Origin of the sequence: Lawsonibacter hominis (assembly GCF_014287895.1) — a bacterium.
GTDB classification, from domain to species: domain Bacteria; phylum Bacillota; class Clostridia; order Oscillospirales; family Oscillospiraceae; genus Lawsonibacter_A; species Lawsonibacter_A hominis.
In genome coordinates, this window is the sequence record NZ_JACOPP010000008.1 from 43,241 (window position 1) to 63,228 (window position 19,988).

13 protein-coding genes are annotated in these 19,988 nt (G+C 63.8%); 7 read left to right on the top strand and 6 right to left on the bottom strand.

Annotated elements, in window-relative coordinates:
• Positions 1 to 61 precede the first annotated feature (61 nt).
• The gene (locus H8S57_RS07640; protein ID WP_186907494.1) at positions 62 to 2,320 is read left to right on the top strand and encodes a LuxR C-terminal-related transcriptional regulator; all 2,259 of its coding nucleotides are present in this window, start codon (positions 62 to 64) and stop codon (positions 2,318 to 2,320) included.
• Positions 2,321 to 2,999: 679 nt separating this feature from the next.
• Here H8S57_RS07640 and acrA read toward each other — a convergent pair.
• The 4 genes from acrA to H8S57_RS07660 are packed head-to-tail and all read right to left on the bottom strand — an operon-like array spanning position 3,000 to position 7,716.
• The gene (acrA, locus tag H8S57_RS07645; protein ID WP_186907495.1) at positions 3,000 to 4,100 is read right to left on the bottom strand and encodes an acryloyl-CoA reductase electron transfer subunit beta; all 1,101 of its coding nucleotides are present in this window, start codon (positions 4,098 to 4,100) and stop codon (positions 3,000 to 3,002) included.
• 14 nt (positions 4,101 to 4,114) lie between these two features.
• Positions 4,115 to 4,918: an acryloyl-CoA reductase electron transfer subunit gamma gene (gene acrB / locus H8S57_RS07650; RefSeq protein ID WP_186907496.1), complete on the bottom strand. Its 804-nt coding sequence runs from the start codon at positions 4,916 to 4,918 to the stop codon at positions 4,115 to 4,117.
• A 13-nt stretch (positions 4,919 to 4,931) separates the two neighbouring features.
• Complete coding sequence (locus H8S57_RS07655) at positions 4,932 to 6,074, bottom strand: acyl-CoA dehydrogenase family protein (RefSeq protein ID WP_186907497.1); 1,143 nt, start codon at positions 6,072 to 6,074, stop codon at positions 4,932 to 4,934.
• Between the two features lie 13 nt (positions 6,075 to 6,087).
• A complete protein-coding gene (locus H8S57_RS07660; RefSeq protein WP_186907498.1) occupies positions 6,088 to 7,716 on the bottom strand; it encodes an acyl CoA:acetate/3-ketoacid CoA transferase in 1,629 nt (542 codons plus the stop codon).
• A 246-nt stretch (positions 7,717 to 7,962) separates the two neighbouring features.
• On the opposite strand from H8S57_RS07660, the gene H8S57_RS07665 reads away from it, so the two are divergent.
• Complete coding sequence (locus H8S57_RS07665; RefSeq protein WP_186907499.1) at positions 7,963 to 8,550, top strand: TetR/AcrR family transcriptional regulator; 588 nt, start codon at positions 7,963 to 7,965, stop codon at positions 8,548 to 8,550.
• Positions 8,551 to 8,631: 81 nt separating this feature from the next.
• Here H8S57_RS07665 and H8S57_RS07670 read toward each other — a convergent pair whose 3' ends face one another.
• On the bottom strand, positions 8,632 to 12,456 hold the full coding sequence (locus tag H8S57_RS07670) for an S-layer homology domain-containing protein (RefSeq protein WP_186907500.1): 3,825 nt from the start codon (positions 12,454 to 12,456) through the stop codon (positions 8,632 to 8,634).
• Between the two features lie 458 nt (positions 12,457 to 12,914).
• Between H8S57_RS07670 and H8S57_RS07675 the strand changes: the two genes are divergently transcribed.
• Together H8S57_RS07675 and H8S57_RS07680 are read left to right on the top strand one after the other, a co-directional pair.
• The gene (locus tag H8S57_RS07675) at positions 12,915 to 14,369 is read left to right on the top strand and encodes a tagaturonate reductase (protein WP_186907501.1); all 1,455 of its coding nucleotides are present in this window, start codon (positions 12,915 to 12,917) and stop codon (positions 14,367 to 14,369) included.
• Positions 14,366 to 15,847 (top strand): UxaA family hydrolase, encoded by a 1,482-nt coding sequence (locus tag H8S57_RS07680; RefSeq protein ID WP_186907502.1) that lies wholly within the window; start codon positions 14,366 to 14,368, stop codon positions 15,845 to 15,847. The genes H8S57_RS07675 and H8S57_RS07680 overlap by 4 nt, the downstream gene beginning before the upstream one ends.
• 162 nt (positions 15,848 to 16,009) lie before the next feature.
• Here the strand turns inward: H8S57_RS07680 and H8S57_RS07685 are convergent, their stop codons facing one another.
• A complete protein-coding gene (locus H8S57_RS07685) occupies positions 16,010 to 16,684 on the bottom strand; it encodes a GntR family transcriptional regulator (RefSeq protein ID WP_186907503.1) in 675 nt (224 codons plus the stop codon).
• A 320-nt stretch (positions 16,685 to 17,004) separates the two neighbouring features.
• Between H8S57_RS07685 and uxaC the strand changes: the two genes are divergently transcribed.
• From uxaC to H8S57_RS07700, 3 genes are read left to right on the top strand one after another with little or no spacing between them, the layout of a single operon-like run.
• Positions 17,005 to 18,435, top strand: coding sequence for a glucuronate isomerase (gene uxaC, locus H8S57_RS07690; RefSeq protein ID WP_186907504.1), 1,431 nt, complete (start codon positions 17,005 to 17,007; stop codon positions 18,433 to 18,435).
• Between the two features lie 2 nt (positions 18,436 to 18,437).
• A complete protein-coding gene (locus tag H8S57_RS07695; RefSeq protein ID WP_186907575.1) occupies positions 18,438 to 19,163 on the top strand; it encodes an amino acid ABC transporter ATP-binding protein in 726 nt (241 codons plus the stop codon).
• Between the two features lie 42 nt (positions 19,164 to 19,205).
• On the top strand, positions 19,206 to 19,958 hold the full coding sequence (locus H8S57_RS07700) for a cupin domain-containing protein (protein ID WP_186907505.1): 753 nt from the start codon (positions 19,206 to 19,208) through the stop codon (positions 19,956 to 19,958).
• Positions 19,959 to 19,988: the final 30 nt, after the last annotated feature.

A 19,988-nucleotide genomic window follows, 5' to 3' on the forward strand; every position in this document is an offset into this window, starting at 1 on the left:
GGAAAGCACCTTGCCATACCAAAGCGGTTGTGCTAAAGTAGAAAAAAAGGAGGGCGGGCCCATGTCGCTACAGGAGCTTTTGCGGGATATTTGCGCGGAATATGGGAGCCGCATCGCCATCGCGTCCGACGGACCGCCCATACCGTACGCTGTGCTGCGGCGGCGCATCGATTCCATCAGCCGGAGCCTGCTGGAACTGGGCTGCGGGCCCGGCGCGCATATCGTCTATTTGCGGTGTGCGGGGCATGCCTATGTGGAGCTCTTGTTCGCCGCAGCACAGATCGGCGCCGTTTTTTGCCCGGTCAGTCCGCGGACGGAGCCGGAGCGCCTGCTGGCGCGGCTGAAGCGGTTTGCGCCAGATCTGGTGGTGGCGGACCGGGACGTTGTGGCGGGACTCCGGGAGGAGCTGTCCCCCCTGCTGCCCCTGCGGCGGGTGGTGGTCTACCCGGCCTCCCGCCGGTTTTTGTCCTACCAGAGCTTAACCCGCAAACAGCTGGTGCTGGGCCGGTATCCGGTGGAGGACGCAGCGCCCGTGACGGCGCTGCTGGATGAGGGGAGCGAGCGGATCCGCACGGTATCCTATGGCGAACTGGGCGCCTATCTGGCGCACTGCCGCGGGGCGCTGCGGCATCCGCCGGGCACCGCGCTGCTGTGCGTGCCGTATCCCTGCCTGACCTATGTACAGGAGATCTGCCTGGGACTGGCCTGCGGGGATACCCTGCTGCCGATGGAGTCCTTTGAACCCAAGGATTTTATCAAGACCGTCAGCGGCCGTCCGGTGGACAGCGTTTACCTGACGCCCAGCATCATCAATGCGGTCAGCATGGATTCCAGATTCCTGATCGGCAACTTTTCCCGGCTGCGCCGGGTACGGATCGGACAGGCATACTTTGACCGGGATACCGCGGCGCGGATGCAGGGGCTGCTTGAGCCGGACTGTGTGGTGGAGAAGGATACCGGGTTTCCGGAGAGCGTGACCCGGCTCACGCTGCATGCCGCCGAACTGTGCCCCGAGGAGTGGGATGCCGCCGCCGTACCCATCAACTCCATCGGACGGCCGGTCGAGGGGGTGGAGGTCTGTCCTGCGCTTCCGGGGGCCTGTACGGCGGGAGAGCCTGGGCTGCTGCAATTCCGCCGGTCTGAGGATGCGCCCTGGCAGACGCTTGGACGGGGATGGGTGGATCGGGAAGGGCTGGTCCGCCTGAGCTGGGAGATGGAGTGCCCGCCGCTTCCGGAAAACGCCCCGTTTGCAGGGCTGCGTACCGGCGTTTCCAATCGTTCTGAATTTGAGCAGGCCGCCCGGGCGCTGGCGCTGACCACCTATTTGGAGGTCTTCGACGCCTTTGCCCACATCTCCGCCAGCAGTGCGGCCGAGGCCTTCGAACGGGCCTGCTGTCAGGCCGTTCTGAATCATTTCGGCTGTGCGGCCGCCGCGCTGTCGATCCCGCGCCGGAGCGTCCAGGCGAGCATTGTGCGCGCTTCCGTCATCTGGGAGGCGGAGCATACCTGTGTCTCCCACGGCCATCCGGACGCCTTTTGGGTGCGGGATGGGACAAAAATCCGCCTGGCGTCCCCGGGGGAGGCCTGTTTCCCGGCGGGGTGCTACCTGGTCTGCCATCCGATTTATTCCCGGGGCTGCCAGCTGATGGGGGAGCTGTACCTGGCCTTTCCGGAGGACCGCCTCCCCACGCCGGAGGGAGGGGCCAAGCTGTGCGTGGCGCTGCGCCATCTTGCGGTTTTGCTGGAATCCCATCGGGATCTGGCGGAGACGGCCGTCCGGCTGGAGCTTTACCGGCGGGCCATGGAGCTGGCCGGAGACGGCATCGGCATCAGCGGCCTGGAGGTCAAGCCAACGCTGCTTTTCGTCAATCCCAAGTCGGCGCGGTTTATCAATCTGGGCAAGAGCGACGCCGCCTTCGGCGTCCTGCTGGAAAAGATCCAGACGGCCAATCTGCAGGATCTGCGCCAAGGGGGGAAGAACAGCAGCTCCCGTTCCTTTTTTTACACCGATCCGGAGCATGGAAAGACCTGGGTGAACTACCGCACGGAAAAGGTCGTTGTGGATGGGGAGCCCTATGCCATCGCATTCTGCAACATGCGGGAGAGCGGCGGAGAAGCCCGGCACCTGGAGGGACTGCTCAGCGAGCGGGAGCTGGAGATCGTACGGCTCATCACGGAGGGGCTGACCAACAAGGAGATCGCCGGGCGGGTCGGCATCTCGGTCAACACGGTCAAATACCATGTTGCCCGCATCTATGAGAAGATGCAGGTCACCAACCGGACGGAACTGCTGTCGAGTACCTATCTGCGCAAACAATAAAGGATGAGCCGCGCCTTCCCGGTCGGGAAGGCGCGGCTCATTCGGTCAAACAAGGGGGCGGGGCGGGGGAGAGCGTGCAAGTGTACGGGACAGACCGCCCTGCGGGCGCAGGGGGGCGTCTGGCGCCGAATGCGGCCGGACGGTTTGGGCGAACGGCTGGCACAGCGGCGCTGCAGGTCCGGTGCCGGAAGGCCGGGGCCGGATCAGGGCGCTCGGATCCTCAGGTTCAGCAGCGAAAGAAGGGAGCAGGCCGGCAGCAGGGCCGCCGGGGCGGCGCAGGAGCCGGAAGCGGTCACCATGGCCCGGCGAGGGTGGCTGTAAAAGAGGTCGGGATGAGCATGGTATTGGCGATGCTGAAGTTCATCGCGAAATGCTTTGTCCCATAAAAGACGCTGACAAAAGCGGAGGAGATGGGAGGCGAGCAGCCGTAGGACAGGCCCGCCAGACAGATCCCGGCCGCGCACAGAAAAAGCGCATGGTCGGGATAAAGTTCAGCGCCAGCTGAGAGACGCTCCGGATGAACGCCTCGGCCAGCGGAGCCTTCAGGATGGACCAGGCGTAAAGGATGCCCGCGAAGGGCATGCATCCCACGCCGCACAGCAGATAGGGCCGGCGCACCGGCGCGCGGCTACGGGCCTGCTCCAATTCTGTACGCCTGCTCGTTCGGTTTTCCCGGCGCCTATCCCTTGCTGGAGGCTGTCGCTTCGATCATGAGCGGAAGGACCTGGAACAGGTCGGCGGGGATGCCGTAGTCGGCCACCTCAAAAATGGGGGCGGCGGGATTTTGATTCACCGCCACGATGCACGCGGCGTCCTGCATGCCCGCCTTATGCTGGATGGCCCCGGAAATGCCCAGGGCAATGTACAGCCGGGGCCGGACGGTCTTGCCGGTCTGGCCCACCTGGTGGTCCGCGCCGATCCAGCCCGCGTCCACGCAGGCGCGGGAGGCGCCCACCACGCCGCCCAGGGCGTCGGCCAACTGCTGGGCCAGCGCCAGGCCGGTTTTTACGTCCCTGCTGATGCCGTAGCCCACGCTGACCACGACCTCCGCACCGATCAGGTCCACGGCGGCCTTGGCCTGCTTGACCACCTCCAGCACACGGGTCTTCTGATCGCGCTCATCCAGTGTGACAGGGCAAAGCTCCACCCGGCAGGCGTCGGCCTTGGCCTGGTCGAAGGGGGCGCACTGCATCACGCCGGGCCGGACGGTGGACATCTGGGGCCGGAACCGGGGGCAGATGATGGTGGCCATCAGGTGGCCGCCGAAAGCAGGACGGGTCATCTTCAGACCCCTGTCGGTCAGGTCCCACTTCATACCGTCCACATCCAGGGTGGAGGTACGCTTTAAAAATTCCTGATACTTGGCCACATCCACATCCAGGTGGGTACAGTCGGCGGTAAGGCCGGTGTGCAGGCGGGCCGCGCAGCGGGGGCCCAGGTCCCGGCCGATGTTGGTGGCGCCGATGAGCACGATTTCCGGCTTGCGCTCCATGACCATGCCGCAGACCACCTTGGTATAGGCGTCGGTGGTGTAATCCTTCAGCAGGGGGTGCTGGCATACATATACCCGGTCGGCCCCATAGCCGCCCAGCGTGGGGGCCAGCGCCGCCACGCCGTCGCCCAGCAGCAGGCCGCAGAGCTCCACGCCCAGATCGTCGGCCAGCTTGCGGCCTTCGGAGAGCAGCTCGAAGCAGGTGGGGTTGAGCTCGCCGCCGCGCTGCTCGCAGAATACCCACACGCCCCGGAAGGCGGCGGGGTCGGTATTATGAAATTCAGTCATTTCCGCATCCTCCCTCAAATCATGTGCTGTTTTTCCAGCGCGGCGAAGAGCTGCGCCACCGCCTCTTTCGGGGAACCCTCCAGCAGGACGCCCGCGCCCTTCACCGGGGGCGAGAAGGACTTGTACACGTTGGTGGGGGAACCCTTCAGGCCGATGGTGTCCGGCTCGATGAGGGGCTCGTCCTTCAAAGCCGCATAGTCAAGGACCCGATAAGGCTTCTGATCGCACTCCAGAATGCCCTTGACGGTCATATACCGGGGGGTATTCAGCTCCTTGATACAGGTGATCAGGCAGGGCGTGGACACCTGGATGTTCATATAGCCGTCCTCCAGCATGCGGCGGACGGTGAGCGTGCGGCCCTCCTTCCGGATGTCGGCGGCATAGGTCACCTGCGGCAGGCCCAGCTTTTCCGCGATCTGGGGACCCACCTGGGCGGTGTCGCCGTCGATGGCCTGACGGCCGCAGAAGATCACGTCCTCCTCATCCAGACCCAGGTGCGCGATGGCGGCGGCAATGATCTGGGAGGTGGCGAAGGTATCCGAACCGCCGAACTCCCGGCCGGAGATGAGCACCGCCTCGTCGCAGCCCATGGCCAGCAGCTCCCGCAGCATCCCGGCGGCGGGGGGCGGGCCCATGGAGATCACCACCACCCTGGCTTCCGGATGCTGGTCCTTGAGGGTCAGGGCGGCCTCCACCGCGTTCCGGTCGTCCGGATTGGTGATGGCGGCCATGCTGGAGCGGTCCATGGTGCCGTCGGCCTTGACCGCCACCTTGCCGGAGGTGTCCGGCACCTGCTTGACGCAGACAATGAATTTCATACCCTTCTCCTCCTTACTTGAGCAAGCTGCCCGAGATGACCATCTGCTGTACCTGCGAGGTGCCCTCGTAGATGCTGGTGATGCGGGCGTCCCGGTAGAAGCGCTCCACCTTGTATTCCTTGATGTAGCCGTAGCCCCCGTGGATCTGCACGGCCTTGTAGGCCGCGCGGTTGCACATCTCGGCCGCGTACAGCTTGCTCATGGCGCACAGCTTGGCGCTCTCCGGGTCCCCCGCATCCTTGCGCACGGCGGTGGAGTAGACCAGCTGGCGCGCGGCCTCGATCTCGGTGGCCATGTCGGCCAGCATGAAGCTGATGGCCTGGAATTTGGCGATGGGCTTGCCGAACTGCTTGCGCTCTTTGGCGTACTTGACGGACGCGTCCAGGCAGCCCTGGGCGATGCCCACCGCTTGGGCGGCCATGCCCAGGCGCCCGCCGTCCAGGGTCTTCATCGCGGTGGAGAAGCCCTTGTGCAGCGGGCCCAGCAGGTCGCTTTTGTGGACATGCACATCCTCCAGGATGATGTCGCTGGTGGGGTAGCCCACGATGCCCATCTTGTGCTCGGGCTTGCCGCAGGATACGCCGGGCAGCTTCATGTCCACAAGGAACATGGAGATGCCCTTGGAGCCTTTCTGGCTGGGATCGGTCTTGGCGTAGACCACCGCGTAATCCGCGAAGGGCGCGCCGGAAATGAAGGTCTTGCGGCCGTTGAGAATAAATTCGTCCCCAGCCTGCACGGCGGAGGTCAGGGTCCCGCCCGCGTCGGAGCCGGCGCCCGGTTCGGTCAGGGCGAAGACCAGGATCTTTTCTCCCTTGGCCACGGGGATCACGTAGTTCCGCTTCTGCTCCTCGGTGCCGCAGTAGAGCAGCGGACCCGCCCCCAGGGAGTTGGAGGTGTTGGCATAGATGGACAGCACCGGGGACACCCGGGCGAACTCCTCCACCATCATGGCATAGGCCAGACTGTCGCCGCCCTGGCCGCCGTATTCCACCGGGATCTTGACGCCCAGAAAGCCGCAGCGCGCCATCTTATCATGAATGGCGCGGTCAAATTCCCCGGTCTCCTCCAGCCGGTCCAGCAGCTCGTCCGTGAACTCCGTTTCCGCAAACTGCCGGAAAAGTTTGCGCAACATCTGTTGCTTTTCGGTCAATACCATTTTGTCAGCCTCCTTATGCTCGGATCGATTGGCCCAGGCCGCCCCAGTGTTCCTGGAAAATAGCCGGGTCCATGGTTTTCAAATTCTGGGCGAGCACCGGAACAAAGTCCATGTGGGCCAGGATATCCCGCTCCAGGTCGATGCCCGGGGCGATCTCGATCAGCGTCATTTTGCCGCCGATGAGCTGAAACACGCAGCGCTCGGTCACATACAGGATGGTCTGATCCGGCCGGGCATAGGGACCGGAAAAGGTGATCTGCTCCACCTGACGGATAAACTTTTTGGCCTTGCCCTCCTCGGCGATGACCAGCTTGCCGTCCTGTACCAGCACCTTGCTCTTGGCCATAAAGCTGCCGCAGAAGACCACCTTTTTGGCGCTTTGGGTGATATTGATGAAGCCGCCGGGTCCGGTAAGGCGGGCGCCGAACTTGGAAACGTTCAAATTGCCCGCCTCGTCGGCCTGGGCCAGGCCCAGCACAGTGATGTCCAGTCCGCCGCCGTCGATCATGTCGAACATGTCGTTGTGGAGCATGGTGCACTCCGGGTTATAGGCGCTGCCGAAGTTGGGCAGCGCGGCGGGCACCCCGCCCACCGCGCCGGTCTCCGCGGTGAGGGTGATCTGGTCGGTATATCCCTCCTCAGCCACCACCAGGGCCACGTCCGCGGGAATGCCGACCCCCAGATTGACCACGCTGCCAGCGCGCAGCTCCATGGCGCAGCGGCGGCAGAGCACCTTGCGGTCCGACATGGGCAGCTTGGGCAGAGCCTGCACCGGCTTTTTGATCTGACCGGAGAAGGCGGGCTCAAAGTAGACCCCCTCGGCCTGCCAGCAGGCCATGGGGTCGGTGGCCTGGACCACATAGTCCACCAGAATGCCGGGGATCTTGACCTGCTTGGGGTCCATCGTGCCCTTTCGGGCCACGTATTCCACCTGCACAATGACGATGCCGCCGCTGTTTTTGGCGGCCATGGCCACCGCAAGGCCCTCGTTGAGCACGCTCTCGTGTTCAAAGGTGATGTTGCCGTTTTCGTCGGCGGTGGTGCCCCGCAGCAGCGCTACGTTCAGGGGAAAGCTCTTGTAAAACAGGTACTCCTCGCCGCCCAGCTCTACCAGTTCCACCAGGTCTTCCGTGGTTGCCTGGTTCATCTTGCCGCCCTCGACGCGGGGGTCTACAAAAGTGCCGAGGCCGACCTTGGTCAGTAGACCGGGCCGTCCGGCGGCGATTTCCCGCCACAGGTTTACGATGACGCCCTGGGGAAGACAGTGACACTGAATTTTGTTTTGCCGCACCAGCTCGTTCAGGGAGAAGGCCGAGCCAATGTGGGCGCCGCACCACTTGGCGATCAGTCCCTCTCCGGCCTCGCCGAACCGGGTCACGCCGCGGTTGCCCTGATCCTGGGCGGGGCCGTCGGGCCGCTTCGTGCGGTCCCAACCCAAAAACTGGTTGCCGTAGCCCCAGTCTCCCATGGCACTGCCCTGCTTCAGATTCAGGTTTCGGGGGTGCCCCGTCTCCCGGAAGCGGTCCCGGATGGCACAGGCCACCTCCTCCGGCCAGCCGGACAGTCCCATGCCCGCCAGGCCAACGGTGGCCCCGTCCGGGATCCGTTCGGCGGCCTCTTGGGCGGTAAGAAATGTAGCCATACTGCTGCCTCCTTTTGTGAAATTGTTTTATGAATATGTTCAGTGAACTTGTTCGTTAATTATGTCACGAGGCAAAACGAAATGCAATAGGGCGGCCCCAAAAAAGCGGGTCAAATCAGAAAATTGTAAAAAAAGCCAAATAAGCTTGCTCAAATTGGGTGAACCGTCCAAAAAAAGGCCCTCCCGCACTTGGCAGGAGGGCCTGATTTTGATATAATCGTTGCAGAGAAATGGGGGGCGCAGGGATTGGAAGAGCATAAAAAGACCCGCAGGCAGCAGGCGGAGGAGACGAAGCGCCATATCTTTGAAGTGGCCTTGGCGCTGCTGGACCGCCGTGCGTTTGAGCAGATCAAGGTCCGGGATATCGTGGAGGCCGCCCAGGTCTCGGTGGGGACCTTCTATAACTATTATGCAACCAAGCTGGATGTGTACTATGAGACCTACCAGCTGGCCGACGAGTACTTTGAGGACGTGGTGGCGCCCGCTCTTATCCAGCCCACCGCACGGGAGCGGATCCTGCATTTTTTTGACGAATATGCCCGCTATTCCAGCGAGATCACCGATATCTCCCTGACCAAGCTGCTCTACAACTCCAACAACAAATGCTTTGACCGCCCCTCCGAACAGGGGATCCGAAGGGTGCTGGGAGAACAGGTGCAGCGGGGACTGCAGGCCGGAGAGTTCCACAGTGAAGAAGGGGCGGCCGCCATGGTGGACTTTCTGATGATCGCTGCCCGGGGGCTGGTGTACAACTGGTGCACCCACGACGGCGGCTATCCGATTCGGCCGGCGATGAAACGCTATGTGGAACGCCTGCTGCGGGCCTGGGACTGAACAGGGCCCAAGGGGGACAAGCTGAGGGACGCGCTGCGGAAAATCCGCAGCGCGTCCCTTCCTTCTGCTGATACCGCCCGCTCAGAACAGCTCGGCGGCGCGGAGGATGAGGGTGGCCAGCTCGGCGCGGGAGGCGGTGCCCTGGGGATTCAGAGCGCCCGCGCCGTTTCCGGTGAGTACGCCCGACCCGCAGGCCCACTGCATGGCGGGGAGCGCAAAGGCGCTGATCTGGCCGGCGTCGGCGTAACGGAGGAGATCGGCGTCCGCTTCCACGCTCACGTCTGCGCCTGCGGCCTGGGCATACCGGTAGAGCATGGTCACGGCCTGCTCACGGGTCAGGGCGGCGTTGGGGGAGAAGGCGGCGGCGGAGGTGCCGGAGGTCACGCCGTGCTCGGCGGCCCAGGCCACCGCATCGGCGCAGTAGGAGTCCGCGGCTACGTCGGTAAAAGAGGCGGCTTCCGCCTCCGGCAGGCCGGACAGACGGTGGAGCACGGTGACCAGCATGCCGCGGGTGGTGGTACCGGCAGGGGCAAAAGTGGTGCCGGAGGTGCCGGTAAACAGGCCCTGGGCGGTGGCCTGCCCCACGGCCTCGGCGTACCAGTCGCCGCCGCCCACGTCGGTGTATTTGGCGTCGGCCAGCGCTTTGGCGTCGCCGGCGGTCTTCACGCTGCCGGCGTACACGCCGCCCAGCAGGGAGGAAAAGGCCATATTGCTGATGAAGTTGAACTCATCCCGCTGGTGGAGCTTGTTGGTCAGGGTATTGGCGAAGAGCGCCAGGTTCAGGCCGTCCTTCTGGTAGGAGATGGCCTGGATGGAGTTGTCCAGGAAGTCGTCGTAATGTTCGCCGCCGCCCACCAGGAAACCCTCCAGCGGCTCCCGGGCGCCGTCCAGCCGGATCAGGACCTGGGCGCCTTCCGGAATGGCGGAGAAGTAGCCCGCGCCGTAGCCATAGAGCAGCTCGTCGCCCTCGCTCACATAGCTGGCGGTGATCAGGCTTTGGGTGGGATAGGTCACATAGGCCAGGGCGTCCATGGATTCGCTGCTGACGGTCTCACGGACCAGCGAGCCTGTGCTCAGCAGACAGCCGGGGATCTGGTTGCCCCTGCGGTCGGTATAGCCGGTGATGGCGCTGATGGCGTTGGAGCCGTAACCGATATAGGCCGCGCCGTTCTCCACGGCGGCCAGGCCGGCCTCGTCCAGGGCGGCGGCGCCGATGACGAGAGTGGCCAGGGAGGCGTCGTCCGTCACCTGGAAGCCCAGCAGCTCCATCGCCTGGCGGTCATAGTTATACTGGTAGGAGCCGCTGACCAGGCTGGTCTTGACAAAGCCGGTGCGGCTGTCGGAGGGCTTGCCGCTGATGTAGACCACGGGAGCCTTGGTGATGGTCAGGGACAGGGGCGCGTCGGCCTCGGCCACGCCGGCGCCGGAGAGGCGGTATTGGGTGCAGACGCTCCGCCAGTCGGAATAATCGCACAGGAAGCTGCCGGCCTGTTCGCCGGAGAGGATCATCCCCACCCCTTTGCCCGCCTGGAGCAGGGCGTTGACGGCGGCGGTGGAGTCCTCGGAGGCATTGGAGAGGATCACCTTGGCGCCCTCCACACCGGTGAAGCTGGAGGTGACGTTGGCCAGATAGCGCACGCAGTCCGCGTGGTCCATCCAGTCGCCGCAGGCGGCCCGGATGGTCCGGTAGGCCGCAGGCTCGGCGCAGGTGACCATGTCGAAGCCGCGGGTCTTGGCAAAGGCAGTGATGCCCTCGGAATAGAGGACGGGCCAGCCGGTGATGACGGTGCCGTCATACAGCGCGCCGTTGGCCACGCTCCGCTTGGCCTGGTACAGGGAGACCACCATGGTCCCGGCGGGATAGCGCACACCACTGTAGGAGAAGGCCGTTTCGGAGACCAGGATCTTTACGTCGTTGCGGGAGAGCCATTCCATCATGTCGGCGGCGGCCTGCAGGTTGGACTGATTGGCGCCGTCCAGGGGGATGATGTAGCACTCCGGATAGAAATTGCCGTTCTGACCCGCGCCGTCATACTCAGGACGGAACAGCTCGGCCTCGGCGCCCTCCACGTCATACTGGTCGCAGAACCACTGGCCTACCAGCTCGTAGGCGTCGGAGTTGGCGTTGGTCACGCCCCGCTCAAAAATTTTGGTCTGGGCCAGCAGATACTCCTGCTTGTTCTCTGCAATGTAGGCGGATTGGCCCAGTTGGCCGTACGCCACCGCGGCGGCCACGTCGTCGTTATACGCGGGCACTTCTACGGTATAGGCCACGGTGCCGTGGAGCATGGCGTACTGGGGGGTGTAGGAGGTGGACATATCGTCCCAGGGATCGTACCAGCAGGTCTGGTCGGCCCCGTCGGCGGCCTTGGCGCCGGTGTAGCTCAGGTAATCGCGCTGGGGGATGACATAGCTGTTGTAGCCGTCGTTGTTGGCCACCGCGGCGATGCCGAGCGCCTCGCCGCCGGCCATCAGATGCTCGGCCAGCAGATCGTACTCAAAGTTGGGCTCGTGGGGGGGATCGCAGGGCTCGCACTGGAACTGCTTCACGCGGCCGTGGAACTCGGTGAAGCTGACGGGGTTCCAGGCGGCGATAAGCTGCGTCATGTTCTGGGTCTCCGCCTGGGTCTGGAAGGAGTTGTCGCGGTTCAGGTCAAAGCCGCCGGAGGAGGTGCGGGTCAGATAGGTGCGCCCCTCCACGTTTTCCTCTGGGACGATGAGGAAGAACACGTCGGAGAGCAGCTCGTCCACGTCCACGGTTTCGGTCTCTATGGTATAGTACTTGGCCAGATCCACCACGCCGGAGACGTTCAGACCCTCGCCCTTGAGATAGCCCAGGTAAGTGGCGGTGTCGGCCACCAGGTCGGGCACGGCCACGGAGCCCTCCGCTCCCACGGGACCCATCTGGGCGGCCAGCTCGGCTTCACCTTCAGCGGTAAAGCCGGTGAGCCGGTCGTAATCCAGCTTGCCGTCGCCGGCGGCGGCCTCCAGCAGCATCCAGGCAAATTTCAGGATGCCGTCGGAAGCGGCCGCCTCGTTGGCGTGAACGTTGGAATACAGCACGGGCACCTGATAGTCGCCCAGGGTACCGGCCTCAAGCTTGGCGATGAGGGCGGAGGGATCGTGCTCCGCCTCTTCCTGGATGGACTGCCACTTGGCCACGGCGTCCGGATTCTTCGCCACGATCAGATAAGGCATGTCCAGAGGCTCCAGGCCATTGTCGCCCTGGCTTTTGCCCATGGAACGCTTCTCCACATACAGGTCGGTGTTTTCCGCGGCGTAGGAGACCATCGCGTCGATCTGGGCGTAGATCTCAGGCATCGTGTGGAAGTTGTCGTAGGGGGTGATTTTCACGGGGGCCGAGCCAAGCGCCTTGCCGTCCACCAGGGCGGTCAGGCGGAAGTAGCCGCATACGTCCAAGTAAGCGCCGCCATTGGAGTGGGGAACGCTCGCATCGCTGCCAAAGTAGCAGACGCTGTCGAAACTTACGCTCAGATACACCTGGCCGTCCACCGTCTCGGCGAAGGAGACCACATTGGTGAAAAAGGGCGTCTCTCCGTCGGAGCAGACCCAGTCGGACAGGCCGCCGCCCGCCGTCTGGTTGGGATACAGCACAGGGTCCAGATAGGCCTTGCCGCTGTCGCGCAGCAGGGACCACTCGGCCTTCCCGGCGGCCTGGGCGGCCGCCTCTTCGGTCATGCTCACGGGGATCCTGGCTTGGAAGGAGCGGGCGGCGGAGAGGTTAATGCAGTCTTCGCCGCCGTCTTCCGAGACGTTGGTCACGCTCCCGGCGGGAGCGGCGGTCTCCTCCGCGGCGTACGCCGGAACGGCGCACAGAGAGACCAGCAGCGCGGCGGCCGTCCATACAGACAGCAGCCGGCTTTGCAGGGACAGGAGTTTCTTCATAGGGGTCACCTTTCTCTTCCTTCTGTGGAATTTTGCAAGAGGCCTTGCAATGCAGGGAATAAAATGAATAATATCCGTCTGGAAACGAATAATTATTGATGAAAAGATAACACCATATGCGGGGGATGTCAAGACTAAAACGCACTATTTCGGAAAATGTGGGAAAGAGGGCGGGGATATCGCGCCGCCCTCAAAATAAATAGCCAGATAAATATTCATATATTTCGGTTGCCGCTATGTCTGCGGAAGCAGGCGACGTTCCGATTCTTGGCCCGGCCGCTCCTACCTGGAACGGGCGGGCCTTGCTGTGCCGGGCCCTGCCGGGGCGGCGCAGGGAAGGGCTCTGCCCATGGGCGGACAGGGCAGAAAAAAGAGGATTGACAGACCGAAGATCGAAACGTATGATATATTACAGATATATCACAAACGCTGGAATCGTGGGAAAGGGGTTTTGAACGATGAGACAGCTGACCTATGCCGTCCTGAAGGAAGGGGACGGCGGCATCCTCCGGCAGGCGCCCGAGCGGGTGCTTCAATTTGGCGAGGGGAATTTCCTCCGGGGCTTTGCCGACGATTTCATCGACCGGATGAATGAACGGGCGGGGTTTTACGGAAGAGTGGTGGTAGTCCCGCCGGCCTCCGCGGGAAAGGCCGGGCGCATCAACGCCCAGCAGGGGCTCTATCAGCTCTGCCTGCGGGGAAAGCAGAACGGCGCGGTAGTGGAGGAGCGGCGGATGATCCGCTGTATCAGCCGGGCGCTGGATGTGTTTGCGGATTGGGACGAGCTGCTGCGCACCGCCTGCCAACCGGAACTGCGCTTTGTGATCTCCAACACGACTGAGGCAGGCATCGTCTACGACCCGGCCTGTCGATGGGACGACCGGCCCCCCGCCTCTTTTCCCGCCAAGCTGACCCGGCTGCTGTGGGAGCGCTGGCGCTCCGGGGCGTCGGGCTGGGTACTGCTGCCCTGCGAGCTCATTGCGGATAACGGAGCCGTACTGCGGGAGTATGTGCTCCGCCACGCCGCCGACTGGGGGCTGGAGGAGGCTTTCCGGCGCTGGCTGGAGACGGAAAACCGCTTTTGCAGCACGCTGGTGGACCGCATCGTTACCGGCTATCCCAAGCAATGGGCGGCGCAGCTGGACGAGGAGAACGGCTACGCCGACGCCCTGCTGGACACGGCGGAACCCTTCGGACTGTGGGTCATTGAGGCCCCGGAGGCCCTGGCGGAGGAGTTCCCCGCCCCCCAGGCGGGCCTGCCGGTGAAGTTTGTCTCCGACCATCACCCCTACAAAGAGCAGAAGGTGCGCATCCTCAACGGCGGTCACACCGCCATGGTGCCCGCCGCGTTCCTGGCGGGGCATGATATCGTTCGCACCTGTATGGAGGGCCCCGCTGTCCGCGCCTTTTTGGAAGGGGCCCTCTATGAAGAGATCATCCCCACGCTCTCCCTGCCGCGGGAGGACTGCGAGGCCTTTGCCCGGGCGGTGGAGGAGCGCTTCGCCAACCCCTACATCGACCACCGCCTGCTGGACATCGCCCTGAACAGCGTGTCCAAGTGGCGGGCCCGGGTGCTGCCCAGCGTAAGGGCCTATCCGGCGGGGGGCGGACGCCTGCCCGTGCGGCTCACCTTCTCCTTCGCCGCCCTGGCCGCGTTCTACACCCAGGGCATGCGGGACGGCGTACCCTATCCCGTCCGGGATGACGCCGCCGTAATGGAATTCTTCCGCCAGACGAAGGGCCTGGCGCCGGAAGCGCTGATCCGGGCGCTGGCGGCGCGCACCGATTTCTGGGGAGAGGACCTGAACGCCCTGCCCGGCTTTGTCCCGGCGGCGGGACGGGCTCTGGAGCGCATCCGCGCCTGCGGCATGGCCGCCGCCCTGGCCCGGTGCCAGGAGGAGGCGGGCCTATGAGCGTGCTGCGTATCCATCCCAGGGACAACGTGGCCGTCGCCCTTTCTCCTGTTGCGGCGGGGGAGCGGGCGGTCTATGCCGTGGGGCAGGCGGTCACCGCGCTGGAGGAGATCCCGCAGGGCCATAAACTGGCGCTGGCCCCCATCGCCGCCGGGGAGGCGGTGATCAAGTACGGTTATCCGATCGGCCGGGCCAAGACCGACATCGCCCCCGGCGCCTGGGTGCATACCCATAACCTGGGCACCGGCCTGAGCCAGGGCGTAACGGCGGCGGCGGAGGTGGACGCCTCTGCGCCGGCGCCGCTGCCGCCCCGCACGTTCCGGGGATACCGCCGCCCCGACGCAAGCGTGGGCGTGCGCAACGAGATCTGGATCGTGCCCACAGTGGGCTGCGTCAACGGCGTGGCCCAGGCGCTGGCCCGGGCGGCGGAGCCCTATGCCCGGGGGCGGGTGGACGGCGTATACGCCTGGCCCCATCCCTACGGCTGTTCCCAGATGGGGGACGACCAGGCGTATACCCGGCGGATCCTCTGCGGCCTGATCCGCCACCCCAACGCGGGGGGCGTGCTGGTGTTGGGGCTGGGGTGTGAAAACAGCGGGATCTCCGTACTCCGGGACCTGCTGGGCGGCTGGGACGCGGAGCGCACGGCGTTTTTGGAATGCCAGGCCGCGCAGGACGAGCAGCGGGAGGGCGAAGCCCTGCTGCGCGCGCTCATCGACCGGGCCGCCGGAGATGCGCGGGAGGAGATCGGAGCCGGCGAGCTGATCGTGGGGTTGAAATGCGGCGGCTCCGACGGGCTGTCCGGCGTCACCGCCAATCCGCTGGTGGGTCGGGTGGCCGACCGCCTGGTGGCCATGGGGGGCACCGCGCTGCTGGCGGAGATCCCGGAGATGTTCGGGGCGGAAGGGGTGCTCTTCCGCCGCTGCGCCGACGAAGCGGCTGCGCGGGCCCTGCCGGAACTGGTGGGGGACTTCAAAGACTATTTCGTCCGTCACGGCCAGGTGGTCTACGAAAATCCCTCGCCCGGCAACAAGGCGGGGGGCATCACCACCCTGGAGGAAAAATCCCTGGGCTGCGTCCAGAAGGGCGGCAGCGCTCCCGTCAGCGATGTGCTGCGCTATGGCGAAACGGTAAAAAAGCGCGGCCTGTGCGTGCTCCAGACTCCGGGCAACGACCTGGTGTCCACGACCGCCCTGGCGGCGGCGGGAGCCCAGCTGATCCTGTTCACCACCGGCCGGGGGACCCCCTTCGGCGCGCCGGTACCCACCCTCAAGATCGCCACCAATACCGCGCTGGCGGGCCATAAGGCAAACTGGATCGACTACAGCGCGGGCGGTCTGGCCCAGGGCGGGGATTGGGAGCAGCATACGCAGGCGCTGCTGCAAACGGTGCTGGACACGGCCTCCGGCGCCCTTACCCGGTCGGAGCGGGCGGGCTACCGGGACCTGGCCATCTGGAAGGACGGCGTGACGCTTTGATCCGTTGCTCCCTGCAAAAGCGGCAGCGTCCGGGGGGCGGACCCAGTTGGGTCCGCCCCCCGGACGCTGCCGCAAAGTGCGATGTCATTTCACGCCGTGCGCGCCGCTGCAAGAAGGGGATCAAACTTGCGCCCGCCTCCGGCAAAGCGCTGTCCGGTCCGCTCAAAACGAGGTGTGCATCATGGTGTTGATGGCCTCCTGATAGGACAGATGGATGTGATCGGAGAGCAGCCGGCAGGACGTTTCCAGGTCCTGCTCCAGGATGGCGTTCAGGATGTCGATATGCTCCCGGTTGCTCACCCGGTACCGGGCAGGCCGCCAAGCGGTGACCCGGATCAGGTTCAGGTAGTCCACAATGCTGCGCATCAGGTTGGTGGCATATTGATTGCGCAGAGTATCCACCAACTCCAGGTGAAAGCGGTTATCCAGCTCGATCAGCGGGGCCGCCGTTTCGGCGGAATTTCCCGCGCTGTCGTCCTCATGCTGGAGCAGCAGGGCACGCATGTCCATGGCCCACTGGGGGTCCACCATGGAGAAGCACTGGCGGAGGATCATAGGCTCCAGCAGGGAGCGGATCTCGAAAATATCATGGATATCCTTGGGCGTGGGGCGGGTGATCTCAATGCCCTTTCTGGGGTGTACGGTGACCAGCTTATCTTGCGCCAGAGCCAAAATGGCCTCCCGCACCGGTGTGCGGCCCAGTTCCAGCAGCTCCTGGAGCTGGGATTCATTGATAAATTGTCCGGGGGTCAGGTCCTTTTGAAGGATCATGGTCTTGATCTGGTCGTACGCGACCTGAGACAGGCGTTCCCGCTTTTGGGAAGGCGCTTTTGCCATAAGGCACCTCCAGCTGTAATATATCAAATGATTGAAAAAAGATAATAAGTAATATATCACGAATAAGAACAGTATACCAGCGCATTCCAGAAATGTCAAGGGCGCGGGCAGGCAAAATGTCAAGGTTTCCTGTACAAAAGCAACAGATGGTTTGCGGAACGGAATATTTTTTTAGCGAAATGGTCGGTTTTCTGCTTGACACCGGGAAAGAACTATGTTATGGTTTGCTACAAGAGATATATCACAAATATATCATTGACGCAGGACGGAACTTTGGACAGAACGGCAAAACCCGTTGAAACGGGACGGAGGATGGAAGCATGAGACCATTCCTGGACGAGGATTTTCTGCTGGATACACAGACAGCCAGAGAGCTTTACCACGGTGTGGCGGAGGGGCTGCCCATTTTGGATTACCACTGCCATGTCAGCCCCCGGGAGATCGCGGAGGACCGCGTCTTTCACAACCTGACGCAGCTGTGGCTGGAAGGGGACCATTACAAGTGGCGGCTGATGCGCGCCAACGGCGTGCCGGAGCGGCTCATCACCGGGGAGGCTCCGGACGAGGAGAAATTTCAGGCCTGGGCCGCCACCCTGGAGCGGGCGGTGGGCAATCCCCTTTATCACTGGAGCCATCTGGAGCTCAAACGCTACTTCGGTTATGAAGGACACCTGACCGGGGCCAACGCCAAGTCGGTTTGGGATCACTGCCAGGCGGTGATCGGAGACGGGCTGCACGTGCGCGGCATCCTGAAGCAGTCCAACGTGACCCTTGTGTGTACCACCGACGATCCGGCGGATACGCTGGAGTGGCACGAGAAGCTTGCCGCGGATCCCTTCCTGGAGACCAAGGTCCTTCCGGCGTTCCGGCCGGACAAGGCGGTGAATTTGGAGCAGGAGGGCTTTCCCGCTTACCTGGAGCGTCTTTCCGCCGCCGCGGGGATGGAGATTCACGATTGGCGGAGCCTCACCGCCGCCCTGGACCGGCGGATGGATTTTTTCACCGACCACGGCTGCGCGGTGGCCGACCACGGCCTGGACAATCTCTGCTTCCGCACTGCCGGGGTACCGGCGCTGGACGCCATCCTGAAGCGGCGTCTGGCCGGAGAGCGGCCGACGGAAACGGAATTGTGGCAGTACAAAACGGCGCTGCTGCTGTTTTTTGGCCGGGGGTATGCCAAACGGAACTGGGCCATGCAGCTGCACTTTGCCGCCCAGCGCAACAACAACGCCCGCATGTTCCGCCGGCTGGGACCGGACACCGGTTACGACAGCATCGGCCCCGCGGTGAACCTGCCCGGTCTGGCCGCCTTCCTGGATGCGCTGGAGGAGAACGGCGAGCTGCCCCGGACCATCCTCTATTCCCTGGACCCCAACGACAATGCGGGCCTTGTGAGTCTGATGGGCTGCTATCAGGGCGAGGGGGTGCGCGGCAAGCTTCAGCACGGCTCGGCTTGGTGGTTCAACGACTGCAGGGACGGCATGGAGGCCCAGATCCGGAACCTGGCCGCCGGCGGCGTGCTGGGCAACTTTATCGGGATGCTCACCGACTCCCGCAGCTTTTTGTCCTATACCAGGCATGAGTACTTCCGCCGCATTCTGTGCGGCGTGCTGGGCCGCTGGGTGGAGGAGGGACAGCTTCCGGACGACCGGCACGCTCTGGAGGGCCTGGTGGCCGACATCTCTTACCGCAACAGCGTTTCCTATTTCGGCTTTGGCCGCTATCACTTACGGGGGGCAGAAACGTTATGAGTATGATCAGCGTCAAAGGACTCCAGAAAAACTTCGGCAAGCATGAGGTCCTCAAGGGCATCGACATCGACATACAGCCCGGCGAGGTGGTGGCCATCGTGGGCCCCTCCGGCTGCGGCAAATCCACCTTCCTGCGCTGCCTCAACCTGTTGGAAAAGCCCTCCGGCGGCCGGATCCTCTACCATGACGTGGATCTGGTCTCCGCCCCGCCCAAGCAGACCAATCAGGTCCTGCTGGGGATGGGCATGGTCTTCCAGCAGTTCAACCTCTTTCCGCACAAGACGGTGCTGGACAACATCATGCTGGCCCCGGTCAAGGTGCAGGGCGTCGGCAAGCAGGAGGCCGAGCAGAAGGCCATGGAACTGCTGAAAACGGTGGGGCTGGAAGACAAGCGGGACGCCTATCCCAACCAGCTCTCCGGAGGCCAGCAGCAGCGTATCGCCATCGCCCGCTCCCTGGCCCTGCAGCCTGAGGTCATGCTCTTCGACGAGCCCACCTCCGCCCTGGACCCCGAGATGGTGGGCGAGGTGCTGGACGTCATGAAAAAGCTGGCCGCCGACGGCATGACCATGCTGGTGGTCACCCACGAGATGGGCTTTGCCCGCGAGGCGGCCGACCGGGTCATCTTCATTGACGGCGGCGTCATCGTAGAGGACAGCGCGCCCGAGGAATTCTTCGCACACCCCAAGAACAAGCGTCTTCAGGATTTCCTGAGCAAGATGCTTTGATCAAACAAAAAACACAGATACTATAACTAGGAGGAACGAACCATGTCTCTCATTCAGGTAGCCCGGTACAGCGACGTCAAGTACGATTTCAAGGACGGCTATGCCTGCGTACCCGTGCTGGAGGGGGCCTTCGACCAGGCCCGCTTCGCCCACTGCGCGCTCCAGAGCGGCCACTCCATTACCCCCGACGTGTACTCCGTCACCGAGCACAACCAGCTCTTCATTTTTACCAAGGGCAAGGGCTATGTGACCACTCCCCGCCAGGCCTGGAACGTGACCGAGCCCGGCGTATTCGTCCCCGAGTTCGACAGCGAGCGCTTCACCATCACCTGCTCCGCCGACAGCAAGCAGCCCCTTGAATTCCTGCACATCGTCACCGAGCTCAACGATTACGACAAGACCTGCCTGGTGGAATCCCGCATGGCGCTGCCCCGGTTGCGCACCATCAGCCAGGGCTGGACCTATGACGAGGACTTCAAGGACAACTCCGTCACCACTTCCATGATGCTGCTGGAGCACCGCAATCTGGGCCGCCTGTCCATGGGCTGCGTCAAGGGCAGCGGCCCCATCGAGATCGGCCAGCACATCCATAACGAACTGGCCCAGTGGTACTTCCCGCTGCCCGGCTCTGAGTTCATCTACACCGCCGGCGGCGAGGAAGTGCACATGACCGGCGGCGACCTGTCCTTTACGCCCACCGGCTTCTGGCACGGCAGCAAGGTGGAGGCCGGCAAGAAGTGCGACTACATCTGGTTCGAGATGTGCATCGACGGCTATCCCGGAGAGATCAAGTAAGACCCGGAACAAAACGCCCGTCCGACTGCG

Coding starts and splice junctions, on each gene's coding strand:
- H8S57_RS07680 (WP_186907502.1), top strand. CDS start 14,366: ATGAGCGTGCTGCGTATCCATCCCAGGGACAACGTGGCCGTCGCCCTT.
- H8S57_RS07670 (WP_186907500.1), bottom strand. CDS start 12,456: ATGAAGAAACTCCTGTCCCTGCAAAGCCGGCTGCTGTCTGTATGGACG.
- H8S57_RS07700 (WP_186907505.1), top strand. CDS start 19,206: ATGTCTCTCATTCAGGTAGCCCGGTACAGCGACGTCAAGTACGATTTC.
- acrA (WP_186907495.1), bottom strand. CDS start 4,100: ATGACTGAATTTCATAATACCGACCCCGCCGCCTTCCGGGGCGTGTGG.
- H8S57_RS07675 (WP_186907501.1), top strand. CDS start 12,915: ATGAGACAGCTGACCTATGCCGTCCTGAAGGAAGGGGACGGCGGCATC.
- H8S57_RS07685 (WP_186907503.1), bottom strand. CDS start 16,684: ATGGCAAAAGCGCCTTCCCAAAAGCGGGAACGCCTGTCTCAGGTCGCG.
- H8S57_RS07695 (WP_186907575.1), top strand. CDS start 18,438: ATGATCAGCGTCAAAGGACTCCAGAAAAACTTCGGCAAGCATGAGGTC.
- H8S57_RS07660 (WP_186907498.1), bottom strand. CDS start 7,716: ATGGCTACATTTCTTACCGCCCAAGAGGCCGCCGAACGGATCCCGGAC.
- acrB (WP_186907496.1), bottom strand. CDS start 4,918: ATGAAATTCATTGTCTGCGTCAAGCAGGTGCCGGACACCTCCGGCAAG.
- H8S57_RS07640 (WP_186907494.1), top strand. CDS start 62: ATGTCGCTACAGGAGCTTTTGCGGGATATTTGCGCGGAATATGGGAGC.
- H8S57_RS07655 (WP_186907497.1), bottom strand. CDS start 6,074: ATGGTATTGACCGAAAAGCAACAGATGTTGCGCAAACTTTTCCGGCAG.
- uxaC (WP_186907504.1), top strand. CDS start 17,005: ATGAGACCATTCCTGGACGAGGATTTTCTGCTGGATACACAGACAGCC.